20 protein-coding genes are annotated in these 15,236 nt (G+C 70.5%); 11 read left to right on the forward strand and 9 right to left on the reverse strand.

Annotation, left to right across the window (positions count from 1 at the left end; translation table 11 throughout):
* The first annotated feature begins 74 nt into the window (after nucleotides 1-74).
* The 9 genes from AC1VNH_RS04010 (at nucleotide 75) to AC1VNH_RS04050 (ending at nucleotide 8,579) form a co-directional block, all read left to right on the forward strand.
* Complete coding sequence (locus tag AC1VNH_RS04010; RefSeq protein ID WP_137417330.1) at nucleotides 75-515, forward strand: hypothetical protein; 441 nt, start codon at nucleotides 75-77, stop codon at nucleotides 513-515.
* A 163-nt stretch (nucleotides 516-678) separates the two neighbouring features.
* Nucleotides 679-1,167 (forward strand): flavin reductase family protein, encoded by a 489-nt coding sequence (locus AC1VNH_RS04015; protein WP_161594065.1) that lies wholly within the window; start codon nucleotides 679-681, stop codon nucleotides 1,165-1,167.
* Nucleotides 1,164-1,994, forward strand: a complete 831-nt coding sequence (locus tag AC1VNH_RS04020) for an ABC transporter ATP-binding protein (RefSeq protein WP_483110025.1) — start codon at nucleotides 1,164-1,166, stop codon at nucleotides 1,992-1,994. The genes AC1VNH_RS04015 and AC1VNH_RS04020 overlap by 4 nt, the downstream gene beginning before the upstream one ends.
* A 9-nt stretch (nucleotides 1,995-2,003) precedes the next feature.
* On the forward strand, nucleotides 2,004-2,867 hold the full coding sequence (locus tag AC1VNH_RS04025) for an ABC transporter permease (RefSeq protein ID WP_483110027.1): 864 nt from the start codon (nucleotides 2,004-2,006) through the stop codon (nucleotides 2,865-2,867).
* Nucleotides 2,868-3,000: 133 nt separating this feature from the next.
* Complete coding sequence (locus tag AC1VNH_RS04030; protein ID WP_483110028.1) at nucleotides 3,001-4,095, forward strand: ABC transporter substrate-binding protein; 1,095 nt, start codon at nucleotides 3,001-3,003, stop codon at nucleotides 4,093-4,095.
* Between the two features lie 29 nt (nucleotides 4,096-4,124).
* Nucleotides 4,125-5,192: an LLM class flavin-dependent oxidoreductase gene (locus AC1VNH_RS04035; RefSeq protein ID WP_483110029.1), complete on the forward strand. Its 1,068-nt coding sequence runs from the start codon at nucleotides 4,125-4,127 to the stop codon at nucleotides 5,190-5,192.
* Nucleotides 5,189-5,857, forward strand: a complete 669-nt coding sequence (locus AC1VNH_RS04040; RefSeq protein ID WP_483110030.1) for a cysteine hydrolase family protein — start codon at nucleotides 5,189-5,191, stop codon at nucleotides 5,855-5,857. The genes AC1VNH_RS04035 and AC1VNH_RS04040 overlap by 4 nt, the downstream gene beginning before the upstream one ends.
* Complete coding sequence (locus AC1VNH_RS04045; protein ID WP_483110031.1) at nucleotides 5,854-7,188, forward strand: NtaA/DmoA family FMN-dependent monooxygenase; 1,335 nt, start codon at nucleotides 5,854-5,856, stop codon at nucleotides 7,186-7,188. Before AC1VNH_RS04040 ends, AC1VNH_RS04045 begins: the two co-directional genes overlap by 4 nt.
* Nucleotides 7,185-8,579 (forward strand): MFS transporter, encoded by a 1,395-nt coding sequence (locus AC1VNH_RS04050; protein WP_483110032.1) that lies wholly within the window; start codon nucleotides 7,185-7,187, stop codon nucleotides 8,577-8,579. The genes AC1VNH_RS04045 and AC1VNH_RS04050 overlap by 4 nt, the downstream gene beginning before the upstream one ends.
* 6 nt (nucleotides 8,580-8,585) lie before the next feature.
* On the opposite strand, the gene AC1VNH_RS04055 is transcribed toward AC1VNH_RS04050, so the two are convergent.
* Nucleotides 8,586-9,551: a hypothetical protein gene (locus AC1VNH_RS04055; RefSeq protein ID WP_483110033.1), complete on the reverse strand. Its 966-nt coding sequence runs from the start codon at nucleotides 9,549-9,551 to the stop codon at nucleotides 8,586-8,588.
* Nucleotides 9,548-9,895 (reverse strand): GntR family transcriptional regulator, encoded by a 348-nt coding sequence (locus AC1VNH_RS04060; protein WP_483110034.1) that lies wholly within the window; start codon nucleotides 9,893-9,895, stop codon nucleotides 9,548-9,550. Before AC1VNH_RS04060 ends, AC1VNH_RS04055 begins: the two co-directional genes overlap by 4 nt.
* A 39-nt stretch (nucleotides 9,896-9,934) precedes the next feature.
* On the opposite strand from AC1VNH_RS04060, the gene AC1VNH_RS04065 reads away from it, so the two are divergent.
* Nucleotides 9,935-10,276, forward strand: coding sequence for an SdpI family protein (locus tag AC1VNH_RS04065; protein ID WP_483110035.1), 342 nt, complete (start codon nucleotides 9,935-9,937; stop codon nucleotides 10,274-10,276).
* Nucleotides 10,273-10,794 carry a cupin domain-containing protein gene (locus AC1VNH_RS04070; RefSeq protein ID WP_483110036.1) on the forward strand — a complete coding sequence of 174 codons (522 nt, stop codon included), beginning with the start codon at nucleotides 10,273-10,275 and terminating at the stop codon, nucleotides 10,792-10,794. The genes AC1VNH_RS04065 and AC1VNH_RS04070 overlap by 4 nt, the downstream gene beginning before the upstream one ends.
* Before the next feature lie 7 nt (nucleotides 10,795-10,801).
* On the opposite strand, the gene AC1VNH_RS04075 is transcribed toward AC1VNH_RS04070, so the two are convergent.
* The 7 genes from AC1VNH_RS04075 to AC1VNH_RS04105 are packed head-to-tail and all read right to left on the reverse strand — an operon-like array spanning nucleotide 10,802 to nucleotide 15,232.
* A complete protein-coding gene (locus AC1VNH_RS04075) occupies nucleotides 10,802-11,230 on the reverse strand; it encodes a pilus assembly protein TadG-related protein (protein ID WP_483110037.1) in 429 nt (142 codons plus the stop codon).
* Complete coding sequence (locus tag AC1VNH_RS04080; RefSeq protein WP_483110038.1) at nucleotides 11,212-11,688, reverse strand: TadE family protein; 477 nt, start codon at nucleotides 11,686-11,688, stop codon at nucleotides 11,212-11,214. Before AC1VNH_RS04080 ends, AC1VNH_RS04075 begins: the two co-directional genes overlap by 19 nt.
* Nucleotides 11,663-12,058 carry a TadE/TadG family type IV pilus assembly protein gene (locus tag AC1VNH_RS04085; RefSeq protein ID WP_483110039.1) on the reverse strand — a complete coding sequence of 132 codons (396 nt, stop codon included), beginning with the start codon at nucleotides 12,056-12,058 and terminating at the stop codon, nucleotides 11,663-11,665. The genes AC1VNH_RS04080 and AC1VNH_RS04085 overlap by 26 nt, the downstream gene beginning before the upstream one ends.
* A gap of 3 nt (nucleotides 12,059-12,061) precedes the next feature.
* A complete protein-coding gene (locus AC1VNH_RS04090; protein WP_137417346.1) occupies nucleotides 12,062-12,256 on the reverse strand; it encodes a hypothetical protein in 195 nt (64 codons plus the stop codon).
* 38 nt (nucleotides 12,257-12,294) lie between these two features.
* A complete protein-coding gene (locus AC1VNH_RS04095) occupies nucleotides 12,295-13,215 on the reverse strand; it encodes a type II secretion system F family protein (RefSeq protein WP_483110040.1) in 921 nt (306 codons plus the stop codon).
* Nucleotides 13,212-14,072, reverse strand: coding sequence for a type II secretion system F family protein (locus AC1VNH_RS04100; RefSeq protein WP_483110041.1), 861 nt, complete (start codon nucleotides 14,070-14,072; stop codon nucleotides 13,212-13,214). The genes AC1VNH_RS04095 and AC1VNH_RS04100 overlap by 4 nt, the downstream gene beginning before the upstream one ends.
* Nucleotides 14,069-15,232, reverse strand: coding sequence for a TadA family conjugal transfer-associated ATPase (locus AC1VNH_RS04105; protein ID WP_483110042.1), 1,164 nt, complete (start codon nucleotides 15,230-15,232; stop codon nucleotides 14,069-14,071). Before AC1VNH_RS04105 ends, AC1VNH_RS04100 begins: the two co-directional genes overlap by 4 nt.
* Nucleotides 15,233-15,236: the final 4 nt, after the last annotated feature.

Here is a 15,236-nt window from a genome sequence, read left to right on the forward strand (position 1 = left end):
GCGGCGGGGTCAAGCCGCCTGACCGCCGGTGCGCGCGTAACACGCGCGTCATCCACACTGCCTACAGTGACCGCGTGAACGAGCGCGGACCGGCGGCACCACGCAACGAGTGGGGTCGGTTCGAGGCGGGCAGCGTCGAGCGGGCGGCTCTGGTTGCGCTCGGCGGGCGCTTCGGCGTGGAGGTGCGTCCGCGTCACCTCCGGCTCTCGGACGGCAGCCGCACCGAGATCGAGGGGGCGTCAGAGGACGGCTCGCTCGTCGTTCAGCTGGTGATCCGCACCGGCGATTTCACCTCGCAGCACCGCAACAAGCTCATGGCCGACATGTTCAAGCTCACCTGGGTGCGCACCTGTCTGACGCCGGGAGCGCGCGCCGTGCTGTGCATCGGCACCGGCGCCCTCCCGGCGTTCCGAACGGGATCCTGGCTCCGCCGGGCAGCGGCGGATGTCGGACTCGAGGTGCTCCTGTGGGACGCGGGCGAGTTGCACGCACTGCCGGATGCGGCGACGCTCTGACCCGGAGCGCTGTTCACACAGCTGAAACAGGACCGTCGCCCTGCGTGAAACACCCGCCCCGTAACGTCATCGTCAGATGGACCTCCGCCGGATCGACCACTGATCGTCCACCCGGCACGCTCTCCATGATCATCGTCTGCGATTGATTCCCATGGGAGGTCTCATGTTCCGTTCCGCACCCGCGCCCGAGGTGACCGGTTCTCTGCGCGCGGCCCTCGGCCGGATGGCCACATCCGTCACCGTCGCCACGACCCGCCACGACAGCGTGGACTACGGGTTCACGGCGAACAGCTTCACGTCGGTGTCCGCCGATCCCGCGCTCGTCGCGGTCTTCCTGGCCGATACCGCTGACTCCTACGACGCGTTCCAGGCGTCCGAGGCCGTGGCGATCAACATCCTCGCGGACGGTCACGGCGATCTGGCACGCCGCTTCGCGACGAAGGGCGTCGACAAGTTCTCGACCTTCTCCGCCCACCCCGATTACCCGCACCTTCCGGTGCTCGCCGACGCGATGGCCTCACTCATCACGCGCGTCGACAGCCGCGTCACGATGGGAGACCACCTCATGCTGCTTCTCGCCGTCGAGGAGGTGTGCGTCAGCGAGCGCGCACCTCTCGTCTATCAGGACCGCACCTTTCGGAGCATCGCATGAGCGGCGTCGCGGGCATCCGCATCGACGCGCTCAACAAGATGTACGGCACGGGAGCAGGCGCACTGGTCGCGCTGGGGGACGTGAACCTGGAGATCCCCGCCGGACGCTTCGTGAGCGTGATCGGGCCGAGCGGATGCGGCAAGTCGACGCTGTTGCGCGCGATCGCAGGTCTCGAGCAGCCGGATGCCGGCACGGTGAGCGTCTTCGGCGTCTCGCCCGACGCCGCGTGCGAGGCGAAGATGGTGGGTCTCGTTCCGCAGGCGCCGGCCCTGCTGCCGTGGAAGTCGGTGCTGCAGAACGTCACGCTCCCCCAACGCGTCAACCGGGGCGGCTCGCGACGCCGCCCCGCCACCGCCGGCACGACGACGACCGCGAGCACCGAGGAGCTCACGCACATGCTGCGCGAGGTGGGTCTGGGAGATGCCCTCGACAAGCTGCCCGCACAGCTCTCCGGCGGCATGCAGCAGCGGGTGGCCATCGTGCGCGCGTTCGGCCTTCGTCCCGACGTGCTGCTGATGGATGAGCCCTTCTCGGCGCTCGACGAGTTCACCCGTGAATCCCTGCAGGAGCACCTGCTGGATCTGTGGGACGAGTACAAGACGACGGTCGTGTTCGTGACGCACTCGGTCACCGAGGCCGTACGCCTCTCGGACACGGTGGTCGTGATGGCGCCGCGCCCGGGACGCATCGTCGACGTCATCGACATCGATCTGTCCCGACCGCGTCCGGCTGCGCAGATCAACACCCCCGCGTTCCACCACTACGAAGACCTCATCCGCCGCCGGCTGCAGGACGCCTGGCGCACACCGTCGACTTCGGCAGCCTGAGGAGGAGCCATGACCGCTATGTCCTCGACCGACGCCCGCGGCGTCGAGGTCGCCGCCACGCCGGCCGCATCCCCCCGTCCGGTGCGCCGCTCGACCAAACGCGCCTGGTATCGCCCCGCCGTCTGGGCTCCCTTGACACTCATGATCGTGGCGCTGGCGCTGCTGTGGTGGTGGGGATCGGCCGAGATGCCGTTCCTGCTCCCCCCGCTCGGCGACGTCGTGACGGCGATCGTCTCCAACCCGCTGTTCTACGTCACGAACGCGTGGGTGACCTTGCAGGAGTCGCTCATCGGTCTGGCCATCGCCTTCGTCGCGTCCTTCATCCTCGCCATCGCGGTCAGCGAAGTGCCCGTGCTTCGTCGCGCGATCATGCCGATCGCCGTCGTGCTGAACGTGACGCCCCTCGTGGCGATCGCCCCGGCGCTCGTGGTCGCGTTCGGATTCGGCCCGGAGCCGAAGCTCGTCGTGACCGCCCTCATCTGCTTCTTCCCCATCCTCATCAACGTGTCGATCGGGCTGCGCTCGGTGCCGGCTCCCGTGATGCAGTTCTACGAGACCATCCGGGCCTCGCGACTGGAGATGCTGTGGTTCGTGCGCATCCCCAGCTCCCTTCCCTTCCTGTTCGCGGCGCTGAAGATCGTCTTCCCGCTGTCGGTCGTCGGCGCCGTGGTCGCCGAGATGTTCGCCCCCGGCGCGGCGGAAGGCCTCGGAACCGCGATCAAGCTCGCCAGCGCCAACAACAAGCTCGCGGTCGTCTACGCGTCGATCTTCGTGCTGGCTCTCATGGGTTCCGCACTGCTCGCCGTCGTCACCGCCGCGGAGCGACGCGCTCTGCACTGGCACGAATCACACGCGCCCGGCCGTAGAGGCTGACGCACACATCCCATGCCCCTCCTGCGCCACCACGGTCAGGGGGCCCGGCCGGCGTGCCCGAAACCGCACCACCCTGGCACCACCCGCACCACCCGACCCGCACCATCCACCGCTTATCCGGGAGTACACCGCCATGACCCGACGCCCCCTGCTGCTCGCTGCACCGCTCGCGCTCGCAGCCCTCGCCCTCGCCCTCGCCGGTTGCGCCGGCCCCGCCGACACCGCGCCGGCGGCAGATGCCGGTTCGGCCGTCTCCGCCGAACGCTGCTCGCTCAACAAGGATGCGGGTGAGATCACGTACCTCAGCGGATACCAGTGGCAGGCGTCCGCGTCGATCCTCGAGGTGGTCGCCGCAAAGGAACTCGGCTACTTCGACGATCTGTGCCTGAACGTGTCGCTCGAGCCCGGTTCGGGCGAGACGAGCCAGAACACCCAGCTCCTGGCGGCGGGCACGGTGCAGTTCACCCCGCTCAGCCTGCAGAACCTCATCCAGGCGCAGGATGCGGGCGTCGATGTGCTCGGCATCTCGTCGTACTCCAACGAGGGCCTCGAAGTGCTGCTGACGATGCCCGACGTCACCAAGCTGACCCAGCTCGAGGGGACGATCCTCGGCCACAAGGGTCAGTTGCCCCCGACGGTCGCGGCGATGCTCGACGAGGAGGGCGTCGACATGTCGACGATCGAGCAGGTGCAGGTCGGCTACGACCCCTCCGTGCTCCCCCGCGGGCAGGTCACCTCACTCACCGGCTTCATCTCCAACGAGCCGAACCTGCTCGAAGCGGCCGGGGACGAGGTCACCGTCTGGAGCCCGTACGACTACGGTGTGCCTTCCTCGCTCGGCGCGATGGCGGTGAACCCCGCGTTCGCGAGCGAGCATCCGACCGCCGTCGAGGACTTCCTCCGCGCGATCCTGCATGCCTACGCGTACTGCGCCGACAACGCCGAGGAGTGCGTCGGCTACACCGCCGAGCTGAGCGGCGACGGCTATGACGCGGCGCACAACCAGCGCATCTGGGAGACGGAGGTCGCCACGGTCGCCGACACCCTCCCCGACGGTTGGTCGCTCGGCGCCATCGACACCGACAACTACGCGGCGCTCGGGAAGATGCTCGTCGACTACGACCTGCTCGAGAACCCCGCGACCGCAGACGACGCGTCCTCGTACATCGACACCTCGTTCATCGAGGCGATCTACGACGGCGACGCACTCGTCTGGCCCGCGCCCTGACACCTCTCTCCGAACGACAGGAACATCCCATGAGCATGACCGAGTACGGCGTCTTCCTCCCCAACGCCGCCGGCGGCTGGCTGATCTCCGGCACCGCCCCCTATCCGCCCGCCGATTACGACTACAACAAGCAGGTCGCCGTGCTCGGCGAGCAGATCGGCCTCGATTTCGTCATGGCGATGGCCAAGTGGCGCGGATTCGGCGGCGCCACCGACCACTGGGGCGAGACGATCGAGTCGATCACGATGATGGCCGGCATCGCCGAGGCCACGAGCCGTGTGAAGATCTGGGCCACCATCCACGCGAACATGCAGAACCCCGCGTTCGCCGCCAAAGTGTTCACGACGCTGCAGCAGATCAGCCACGGTCGCGCGGGGATGAACATCGTCAACGGCTCGTACGCCGACGAGTTCGAGCAGATGGGCATATGGGACGCCGACATGTCGCACGCCGACCGCTACCGGATGACCGAGGAGTGGACCCAGCTCGTGCTGCGGCTGTGGAGCGAGGAGTCCGTCACCCACGCGGGCGATTTCTTCACTCTTACCGATTGCCAGTCGCGGCCGCATCCGGCGACCAGGCCCGCCATCATCAGCGCGGGGCGATCCGAGAGCGGGCGCGCCTTCCAGGCGAAGTACGCCGACGGGGCGTTCCTCGGCTCGGAGAGCCTCGACGAGATGCGGGAGTTCTCCCGCGACGTGCATGCCCGCGCAGCGGAGCACGGACGTGAGGCACGGACGTACTCGATGCTGACCATCGTGCAGGACGAGACGGATGCGGCGGCCGAGGCTCGGGCGCAGCACTACGGCGAAGGACTGGACCGGGAGGCGCTGGCGAACATGCGGCGCTCGTGGGGATGGGATCCGAACCGCGCGCTGTCGTGGGCCGAGGGGGCTCAGGGCACGGAGGCGTTCCAGACGCCCTACGTGACCGGATCGGCCCAGACGCTGGTGGAGCGCATCCTCCGTGTCGTCGAGACGGCGGAGCTGGACGGGCTCATGCTCATCTTCCCCGACTACCTCACCGACATGGCCGCCTTCGGCGAGGCGGTGCTGCCGGCGCTGCGCGCGCACGCGGGCACGGCGGCGACCGTATGAGCGCCTTGCGCGAGCGGCAGCTCGCGGTGCTCACCGCTGCCGAGGCCCGCCCGGCCCTGCTCGTCGTGGATGTGCAGCGCTCGTTCGGCGACCCCGAGCACCTCGCGGCGTTCGGTCTGGACGAGACCGCGCTCGCCGACGTCGCTGAGGCTGTGGAACGCGCCGCGACCCTCGTCGACCACGCCCGCGCGACCGGTGTGCCGGTGGTGTGGGTCGAACTCGAGAGCGCCCCCGATGCCGTATGGCACGCGAGCTCGTGGCTGCACACCGGCGAGCCCGAGGCGCAGATCCCCGATGCGCCGTGCATCACCGGAACTCCCGGCGCCGAGTGGTATCGGGTATCCCCCGCCCCCGGGGAGGCGCGCATCGTCAAGCGAGGCTACAGCGGCTTCGTGGCCACGGAGCTGGAGGCCGTCCTGCGCGACGCGGGCATCACCTGGGTCACGATCGCGGGGCTCACCACTGAATGCTGCGTGGCGGCGACGGCGTTCGACGCCGTCCAGCGCGACTGGCCGGTCGTCATCGCGGCCGATGCAACGGCGGCGTATGACGTCCGTCTGCATGACGCGGCGCTCGAGTCCCTCGCCCTGAACGTGGGGCTGCTCATGCCGATCGCCGAGATCGCGGGGCTGTGGACCGCGTCGCGTGAGGAGGTCACGGCATGAGCGGCATCCACACGGCCTTCGATCTGTCGTTCACGCACACGGAGGGCCGTTGGGCGCGGCCCGGGTCGTGGGTGGGCTACGACTTCCCCGATGTGCGCATGTTCCAGGAGATCGCCGTGACGGCGGAGCGCGCCGGGGTCGACCTGCTGTTCTTCGGCGACGGCAGCGGCATCCCCGACACCTGGCGCGGATCGATCGCTCCCGCCGTCGAGTGGGGCGTGCAGTGGCCCCGGCACGACATGAGCCCGATCGTCGCGGCCATGTCGACGGTGACGGACCATATCGGCTTCGGCCTGACGTACTCGTCGACCTTCATGCATCCCTTCTATGTGGCTCGGCTGCTGAACTCGCTGGATCACGTGACCGGCGGACGCATCGCATTCAACGTGGTCGCCTCCACGCGCAGTGCGGATGCGGCCAACTACGGCTTCGACGAACTCATGGAGCACGCGAAGCGGTACGAGCGCATGGACGAGTTCATCGCGGTCTGCAAGGGCCTGTGGGACTCGGTCGCACCGGACGCGATCGTGCGCGATCGCACGACGGGCCGGTTCGCGGATCCCGACAAGGTGCGCGCGATCGACCACCGCGGCGCGTTCTTCCAGGTCAAGGGTCCGCTGAGCGCGGTGCCGAGTCCGCAGGTGCATCCGGTGCTGGTGCAGGCGGGCAACTCGCCGCGCGGCATCGCCACCTCGGCCGGCTTCGCCGACGTGGTGTTCGGCTACGGCGGCTCGCTCGCAGGGCAGCAGCGGCACCGTGCCGCGCTGGATGCGGCGTTGGCGGATGCGGGCCGCGACCCCGCTTCCGTCGGCATCCTCTGGGCGACGCAGGTGATCGTCGGCCGCACGCGGGCCGAAGCGGAGGAGCGGCGTCGTGAGGTGCTGTCGTTCTGGGACGAGGAGGCGGTGGGCACACACCTCTCCCACAACGCGGGCTACGACTTCTCGACGCTGCCCGCACACTTCCGTCTGGGCGATCTCGCCGAGAAGATCCGTGCCGCCCAGGCCACCCCGGGCGGACTCGTGGGCGCTCTGATGGACGAGCACGGCGAGGACCACCGGATGAGCCGGGCGGACTTCTTCGCGGCCGGCTGGCACCACGCGACCGGGATGGACCACACGCTGTGCGGGTCTGCCGCCGAGATCGCGGACGCTCTGCAGGAGAACTTCGCGGCAACCGGCGAGCGCGGCGGCTACATGTTCAGCTCACCGCTGGCCGCTCCCGCGGGATACGCCGACATCGCGGAGCTGCTGCTGCCCGAGTTGCGGGCTCGGGGTGCGCTCGCGCCGCGCTACCCCGGCACGACGCTGCGGGAGAACCTCGCCTCGTGACCGCTCCCGTCGCCGTATCCGCGGCTCCGCCTCGCCTTGCGCGCACGCGTTCGCCGTGGCTGACGCTCGTGGCCATGTGTCTCGGGTTCTTCCTGATGCTCCTCGACTCGACGATCGTCGCGGTGGCCGTGCCCTCGATCGCGGCCGACTTCGAGGTGACGGATGCGGCGACGGTCTGGGTCAACAGCGGCTACCTGTTCGCCTATGCGGTGCCGCTGCTGTGCAGCGGGCGGTGGGGAGATCGTTTCGGCCCCCGACGCGTGTACATCGTGGGGTTGGGCGTGTTCGTGGCGGCGTCACTGGCGTGCGGACTGGCGCCGACCCTGGAGGTGCTGGTCGCGGCGCGGATCGCGCAGGGCGCCGGGGCGGCGCTGATGACGCCGCAATCCCTCGCCATGATCCGTCGGGTGTTCCCCGCCGCATCCCTGCCGACCGCGCTCGGCGTCTGGAGCGCGGTCGGCGGTGTCGCGGCCGCGAGCGGTCCGCTGCTGGGCGGTGTGCTGATCGCCTGGGCGGACTGGCCCGCGATCTTCCTCGTCAACGTTCCGCTCGGCGTCGTCGCGCTGGCGATGGTGGTGTGGTGGGCACCGCGCCTGCCCGCGGCCGGCGGCACCGTGCCGGTGGTGACGGCGGCGGCGAGCGCCGTGGGCGTGTTCGCCCTGGTGTTCGCGGTGCATGAGGCCCCGCATACGGCGGGATGGCTGACGATCGTCGTCGCAGCGGCGGGCATCGCGCTGACCGCGCTCGCGTTCGTGTTCCAGCCGCGCGACCCGCGGCGTGCACTGGTTCCTGGGCTGCTCGTGCGCAGCCGCGGGTTCGTCGCGGCGGTGTCGTCGGCGACGAGCGCGAGCTTCATCGTGGGCGCGGCGCTCATCCCCGTCATGCTCCATCTGCAGAACGAGCGCGGATTGGATGTGGGCACGGCGACCCTCGTCGTGCTCCCCCTCGGCGTGGTGTCGGCCGTGACGGCGCCGCTCGCCGGCCTCTGCGTGCGCCGGTGGGGTGCGCGACCCGTGGCCGTCACGGGGTCGGCGGCGATGGTCGTGTCCGTCTGCGCCTGTGCCGTCGCGGCTGATACCGGCGCTCCGATCAGCGTGCTCGTGCTCGCACTCGGACTCTTCGGCTTCGCGAACTCGTTCGTCTGGTCGCCGCTCGCGACCGCCGCGATGACCTCGGTGCCCGTGGAGTTCGCGGGGGCCGCATCCGGCACGTACAACGCGACCCGCCAAGTGGGCGCCGTGCTCGGCAGCGCCGTCACCGCGATGCTGCTCGCCGTCTCCGGTCCGGTCGTGGCGCTCGGCGTGCTGGGCCTCTCGGGGTTCGTGGCGGTCGCCGGCGCCGCCTTCTTGCCGAAGGGTGTCGCTGCGGCGCGGGCGAGACCCAGCGCCTGACCCGGATCACGCTGAGTCCGCTCCGACCTCCTGCCCGCGCAGTGTATTGAGCAGCCGTGCGGGGTTGTCGGCATCCGCGAGACTGATCGCGAACTGCGTGCCGTCCACGCTCGTGATGACAAGCCCCGGACCGCTGCGCAGCACGAGCGCAGAGCGCCCCGGCATGATGCGGTAGCCCCATCCTCCCCACTCGCCGGGGTTCAGCTGTGCGGCTTCGGCGCGACGGATGCGGGCCAGCGGGACGCGCTTGAGTGGAATGCGCAGCAGAAGCGACACGACGCGCAGGCCGCGCCAGTCCGCGCTCACGCGGATGCGGATGAAGGAGGCGAGCACCACGGTGGCGACGAGCAGGATGACCGGTGCGAGCCAGGCAGACCCGAGCGATCCCGAGGCCGCGAGCGGGACGATGACGACGACGGCGATCGCCGCGACGACGATCGTGGCGTAGACGAAGATGTTCGCCGTGAAGGTGTGGCTCCATGCGCCGACCTCGCTCGGCGCGAGAGGCATCGTCTGCGCGCCCGGCTCCTCGGTCGCTCCTGGCCGCGGCGCCACGGCGTAGGGAACGACGCCGTACAGGATGCAGAGCAGCAGCGGGATGATCCAGACGCCGAGCACGGCATCGTCGGCCGATCCCGCGCGCAGGGTCAGCCACGCGGGCACGAGCCAGCATGCCGCGGCGAGCGCGGCCGGCATCCCGAGCCAGAACATGCTCGCCTTCGTGCCGCGCGCCATCGGCCGGGAAGCGATGACGAGCACCGTTCCCGTGATCGCCGCCGCCGCAGCGACCCCGAGGACGATGACGAACACGACGATAGTCGGCGCGTCGCCATCCGCCGCCCCGAGATCGGACCAGTGCGTGGCGATACGGTCGGGAAGCGCATCGCGCCACAGGAGCCCGGTACCGGCGATCATCAGCGCGGGCAGCGCGAGCGCGGTCAGTGCCGGCACCCAGCGAAGCCGCGCCCTCACGATGACTCCACGAGCCGCAGGATCTCCTGCGGGCTCAGTCCGATCTTGCGCGCCTCGGCGGCCAGTTGCCCGGCCAGCTCGGTGATCCGCACGAGCGTCGGGTTCGCCTCCGGACGCACCCACGCGCCGCGGCCCTGACGCATCTCGATGATGCCTTCGTCGCGCAGCCGCGCGTAGGCACGGAGGACCGTGTGCATGTTCACGCGCAGCGCGGTCGCCAGGTCGCGCGCGGCCGGAAGGCGCTCCCCCGGCGCCAGCGCACCCGACACGATGCCGGCCCGCACCTGCAAGGCGATCTGGTCGGAGAGCGACAGCGAAGAAGCGTGATCGACGCGGAACAACATGTTTGCAATGTTAGTAGAACAATTGGCTAGGCTGAGGGCATGACAGGCGTGATCGTGTTCCCCGCTCTGCTCCTCGTCTCGGCCGTGCTCACCCAGCTCGCCGCAAGTGGCGTGCTGGGCAAGAACCGCCTCGCCGGCATCCGCATCCGGTCCACGCTGCGTTCGCCCGCCGCCTGGACCGCTGCGCACCGCGCGGCGGCGCAGTGGGCATGGGCCGGCTTCGCCGCGAGCGCCGCGGCGAGCGCGGGCGCGCTCCTGCTCAGCGGCGTGGCAGCCGTCGTTTTCGCCGTCATCGTGGTGGTCGTGTTCATCGCGACCATCGTCGTGTCGCTCGCGGCGGCGATCCGTGCCGCTCGGGCATCTGCCATCCTCGAGGGATGACGCCCGACGCCCCCTCCCGCGCCGAGTACTGGCGACGCACGCTGCAGCTCGAGCCACTCCCCGTCGAGTCCGGGTGGTGGGCGCCGCGCTCCCGTTCCGAGCTGCCGGTCACCGAGGGTGAGGACACGCTGGCCGCGCACAACTCGATCTACTACCTGCTCGACGCGGAGCGTCCGGTCAACTACTGGCATCGGCTCGCATCCGACGACATCCATGTGCTCATCGCGGGCGGACCGGTCGAGTATCTCCTGGCCACGGACGCGGGAACCATCGAGCGGCACGTGCTCGGCACGGATGTGGATGCGGGTGAGCAGCCGATGGTGGTGTGTCCCGCCGGCACGACGAAGGCGCTCCGGCTCATCGATCCGCGGGGCTATGCGCTGATCGGCAGCGTCGTGACCCCGGGCTGGGCTCCGGATCGTGTGAGGTTTGCCGCCCCGGTCATCCCGGACGACCAGCGCCCGTCATGGCTCGAGCCCGGCATGGTCGCCGCGCTCACCTCGCCCGACGCGGTGTGACCCCGCGCTACCGCAGCGCCGTCCTACTGGTGGCGGTCGCCTCAAGTGCGACGCCCTCGGGGACGAACATCGACACGAGCGGCGGATGCCACACCCCCGCCACCGTCACCTGCGCTGAGACGCCGTCGGGCGTCGACGCCGACACCAGGGTCGCGTCACCGGAGAACGCCACCAGCGCCTCGGCCTGCTCGCGTACGCCGTCTGCGCTCAGCTCAGCCCGCGGCGCGCCGTCGACCACCGACAGCGTGAAACCGTCCGCACCGGCGAGGGCAGCCGCATCCGCGACACCGTCCAGGCGCTTCTGCGCGAGATACAGGCTGGTCGCCGACACGCACACGAAGATCGCGGCGAGAGCGAGCACGGCGTAACCGATCACGAGCGGCAGGATGCTGCCCTCGTCGTCGCGCGCGAGGCGCCTCACGGCGTCGTCCCCCACAGCCGTGACACCTTCTGCGCGGCACTCGCCTCGACCGGAACGGATGCGAGCTGGTCGAGCCCCAGCACCGGCGGCACCAAGGGCAGCGGGACATCCGTGCTCACGCTGAGGAGCAGGGTCGCCCCGGCGGACGGGCACTCGACACCCGCGGGGGCGCACTCCCATCGCAGCACGACCGCATCCGGATCGATCCCGTACTCCTCCGCGACGGCCGCCAGAACCAGGTCGGCGCGAGCAGCCGCATCCTCCGCGTTCGCCGCGGTGGACACTGCTCGGGCGACATGGCGGGCCGCCGCCTCCACGCCGAGCGCCTGCGACTGGATCGCTCCGAGCGCGACGATCAGGTAGACGAGCGGCGCGAGCAGGATGAGGCCTGCCACGATGAACTCGAGCGACGCGTTGCCCCCCTCGTCTTCCAGGAGCGATGTGAACTCAGTCGAAGCTCTCGTTCGGCGCATGAGCGGTCACCTCCAACGCCTCGGGCACGCCCCACAGACCCGCGACCGGCAACGTCGCCCGCACTGTGACCTCGGTCGCGGGATAGCCGAAGCGGTCGGTCTCCGCGGCCTGCACCTCCACCGGGTAGGCATCACCCACGACCCGGGCGACGACATCCGCTGTGCGCGCGGCCCCTTCTGCCAGGCTCGTATCCGCGAGGGCAGCGTGATACGCCCCCTCGACTGCCGCGTCGTGCACGACGTTTCGGATGTAGACGGCGAACCCCAACTGCAGCACGGCGAGGGTGAGGAACGTCAGGACAGCGCCGACCAGCACGAACTCGACGGGGGCTGCCCCTTCGTCGTCGAGCAGCGGATGCCGGTCGGCCATCGCTCAGAACCCGCTGACGCGGTCGATCGCCTGCGTGAACAGATCCGCGAGCGCGGGACCGGCGAGCGCCCAGATCACCACGACGAGACCCGCGGTCATCAGGGTGATCAATACCCAGCCCGGAACGTCGCCGCGTTCGTCGGCGAGGAGATTGCCCCACGCTGTGCGCAGGCGACGTATGGGGGAACGATCGAACATGGTGCCCTCCTTCACGAGCACGAGGGGCCGGACGGGGGTCATGACAACCCCAGCCGCAGCAGGACGATGCCGGGAAACACAGCGATGAGCACGCTGAGCGGCAGGATGAGGAAGACGAGCGGCAGCAGCATGTAGATCTCTTTGCGACCGGCCTTCTCGATGAGCACGCGCTTGGCGTCCTCGCGCGCGTCGGTCGCCTGCGCCTGCAGGACCTGCGCGAGCGGCGCCCCGCGGTCGATGGCCGCGACGATCTGGTCGATGCTGCGGGCCACGGCGGGCGTATCGATCGCCCGTCCGACGGAGCCGAGCGCGTCACTCAGCGACGATCCGGTGCCGACGTCGAGCACCGCGCGACGAAGTTCCGCGACGATCTCGCCGGAGCCGACGGATGAGACGCGCCGGATCGCATCGAATGCGCTCTCTCCGGCCGCGAGACACAGGGCGAGGAACTCCAGGATGGTGGGCAGCTCCTCGGCGGCCCGCGCAGCGCGGGCTCGAACCGCCGCACCGAGGCGCAGGTCGTAGCCGATCGCTCCGGCCGCGGCTCCCAGCAGCGGGAGGACGCCGACCGCGGGAGCGAAGGATCCGGCGACGACAAGGGCCACGACCAGGACCGCGCCGGCGAAGAGGCCCACGACCGCCCAGGTGAGCTGGCGTGCCCGGAAGGCCGCCGCATCCATCCGCCATCCCGCCCGACGCAGTCGCACCTCGAGATCGGCCGCGCCGCCCACGCGCGCGCCCAACCGGCGGAGCAGCTTCTCCCCCGTGTCACGCACGGGCGCGTGCAGCGGCGTCAGTCCGCGCGGGTCAGCGACGTCGCGCAGGTACGGTGCGATCCGGCGCCCGAGCGAGACCGCGCGCCAGCGGGGCGTCGCCCAGAGGATCAGGGAGATCCCGGCACCCAGCGCTCCACCGAGAAGCACCGCGAGCGCAACCTGCGTGACGCCGGCAGGGGTCATCCGAACCACCTCCGCGGCTCGGGGAGTCGCCCGACCGCCAGCATCATCCGGAACGCGGCGACAGAGACGAGCGCGCCGACGACCATCAGCACGACGCCCTCGGGGCTCGAATAGGCGGCGGAGCCTTCCGGCCGGAGGGCCAGCAGCACGAGGATCACCCACGGAGCGACCAGCCCCAGCACCGCGGCGCCGCGCACCCACGACTGTCGCGCATCCACTTCGGCGCGCACCGCCGCATCCGCCCGTACGGCCCCCGACAGCGACCGCAGTACCGGAACCAGCTCGGTTCCGCCCACCTGTCGGGCCATCCGCAGCGTCTCCAGGATGCGGTCCGCCACCGGATCGGACAGCGCCACCTTCAACCGGTCGAGACTCGTCTCGAAGTGACCGGATGCGGCGAGGTCCCGCGCGAAACCCGCGAAGGCGGGGCGCAGGGGCGTGGGTGCCGAGCTCTGCAGCGACGCAAGCGCATCCGGCAGCGCGAAGCCGGCCCGCACCGACGCGATGAGCAGGTCGCAGACGTCGGGCCAGAGTCCCCGCCTGACCCTGAGGAGCCGGCGCGCTCGGCCGCGGAGCCACAGCGCGGGTGCCGCCGCCCCCGCGAGCGCGGCGAGCAGGGCGAACGCCGGCACCTGGGTGAGCAGCCAGGCGACCGCTGCGGCGAGAACCGCGCCGGCTGCAGAGGCGAGAATGAGCACGCTGAGGGGCAGGTGCGCGAAACCCGCTTCCGCCAGGAGTACCGCGCCCCGAGATCTCCGCGGCGCGGGGCGGTCAGTTTTCGCACTCGCGGGCCACAAGCGAGGCGCGAGCAGGAGGAGGATTCCGGCGCCGAGGAGCGCACCGAGCAGGATCGTCATCGGACCGCCTCGTACACGGGGACGACCTCGACCACACCATCGATGACCTCGCCGGTCGTCTGCATCACCTCCACGACGTGTCGCGCGCCGCGGGCGTCCTGCGCGCAGTGCACGACGAGGTCGATGCTGGAAGCGATGGCCGGCACGACGAAGCCCCGATCGATGTTGCGTCCCGCCAGCAGCGGAAGTGACGCGAGCTTCACGAGGGCGTCGCGGGCGGAGTTCGCGTGGATGGTGGCGGCGCCCGGCACGCCCGTGTTCAGCGCGAGCAGCAGATCGAGTGCCTCCGCGTCGCGCACCTCACCGATGATGAGGCGGTCGGGCCGCATCCGGAGCGCTTCTTTCACGAGCCGTCGCAGCGTGACCTCGCCCGTGCCCTCGAGACTCGGCTGGCGGCCCTGGAGCGCCACGATGTCGTGCGCGTCGACGGCGAGCTCGAACGTCTCCTCGACGGTGATGATCCGCTGGTGCGGTGCGCACTCGGCGATGAGCGCCGCCAGCATCGTCGTCTTGCCCGCGTGCGTCGCACCCGACACCAGGATGCTGTCGCCCTGGCGCATCGCCCGACTCAGCCGTTCGGCGACCTGGGGCGGCAGTGTGCCCGTGGCGACGAGCTGCGCCAGCCTGCGGTAGCGCGGCAGGAACTTGCGGATGTTGACGGCCCAGTGCTTGCGCGTGATCCCGCCGATCACGACGTGCAACCGGCTGCCATCCGGGAGCGACGCGTCGACGAACGGCTGACTCAGATCGACACGCCGCCCGGTCGCGTGCAACATGCGCTCGACGAGCTCGCGCACCTGGGATTCGGTGAGCACCACACCGGTCCGCTCAGAGCGCCCCTCACGTGCCACGAACACCCGGTCGGGTGCGTTGATCCAGACCTCTTCGATCTCCGGATCATCGAGCAGCGGCTGCAGGGGTCCGTAACCGGCGACGGTCGCGAGCACACCGCGGACGGACGCGTCCTCGTCGTCGAGCGTCGCCGCACCCCGCGCGAGCGCTGTGTCGTTGTGCCGACGCACCTCGGCGCGGGCCAGCCGCTCCCCCGCCTCGGGGTCCCGCGTGGGGTCGATCCCGTCGGCCCGCAGACGCGCACGCACCCGTTCGGCGAGCGTGGCCTCGGCGGGCATCGCATCGCGGAGAGCGGATGACGGTGACATGCGC

This window comes from Microbacterium sp. KU4F (assembly GCF_056868075.1).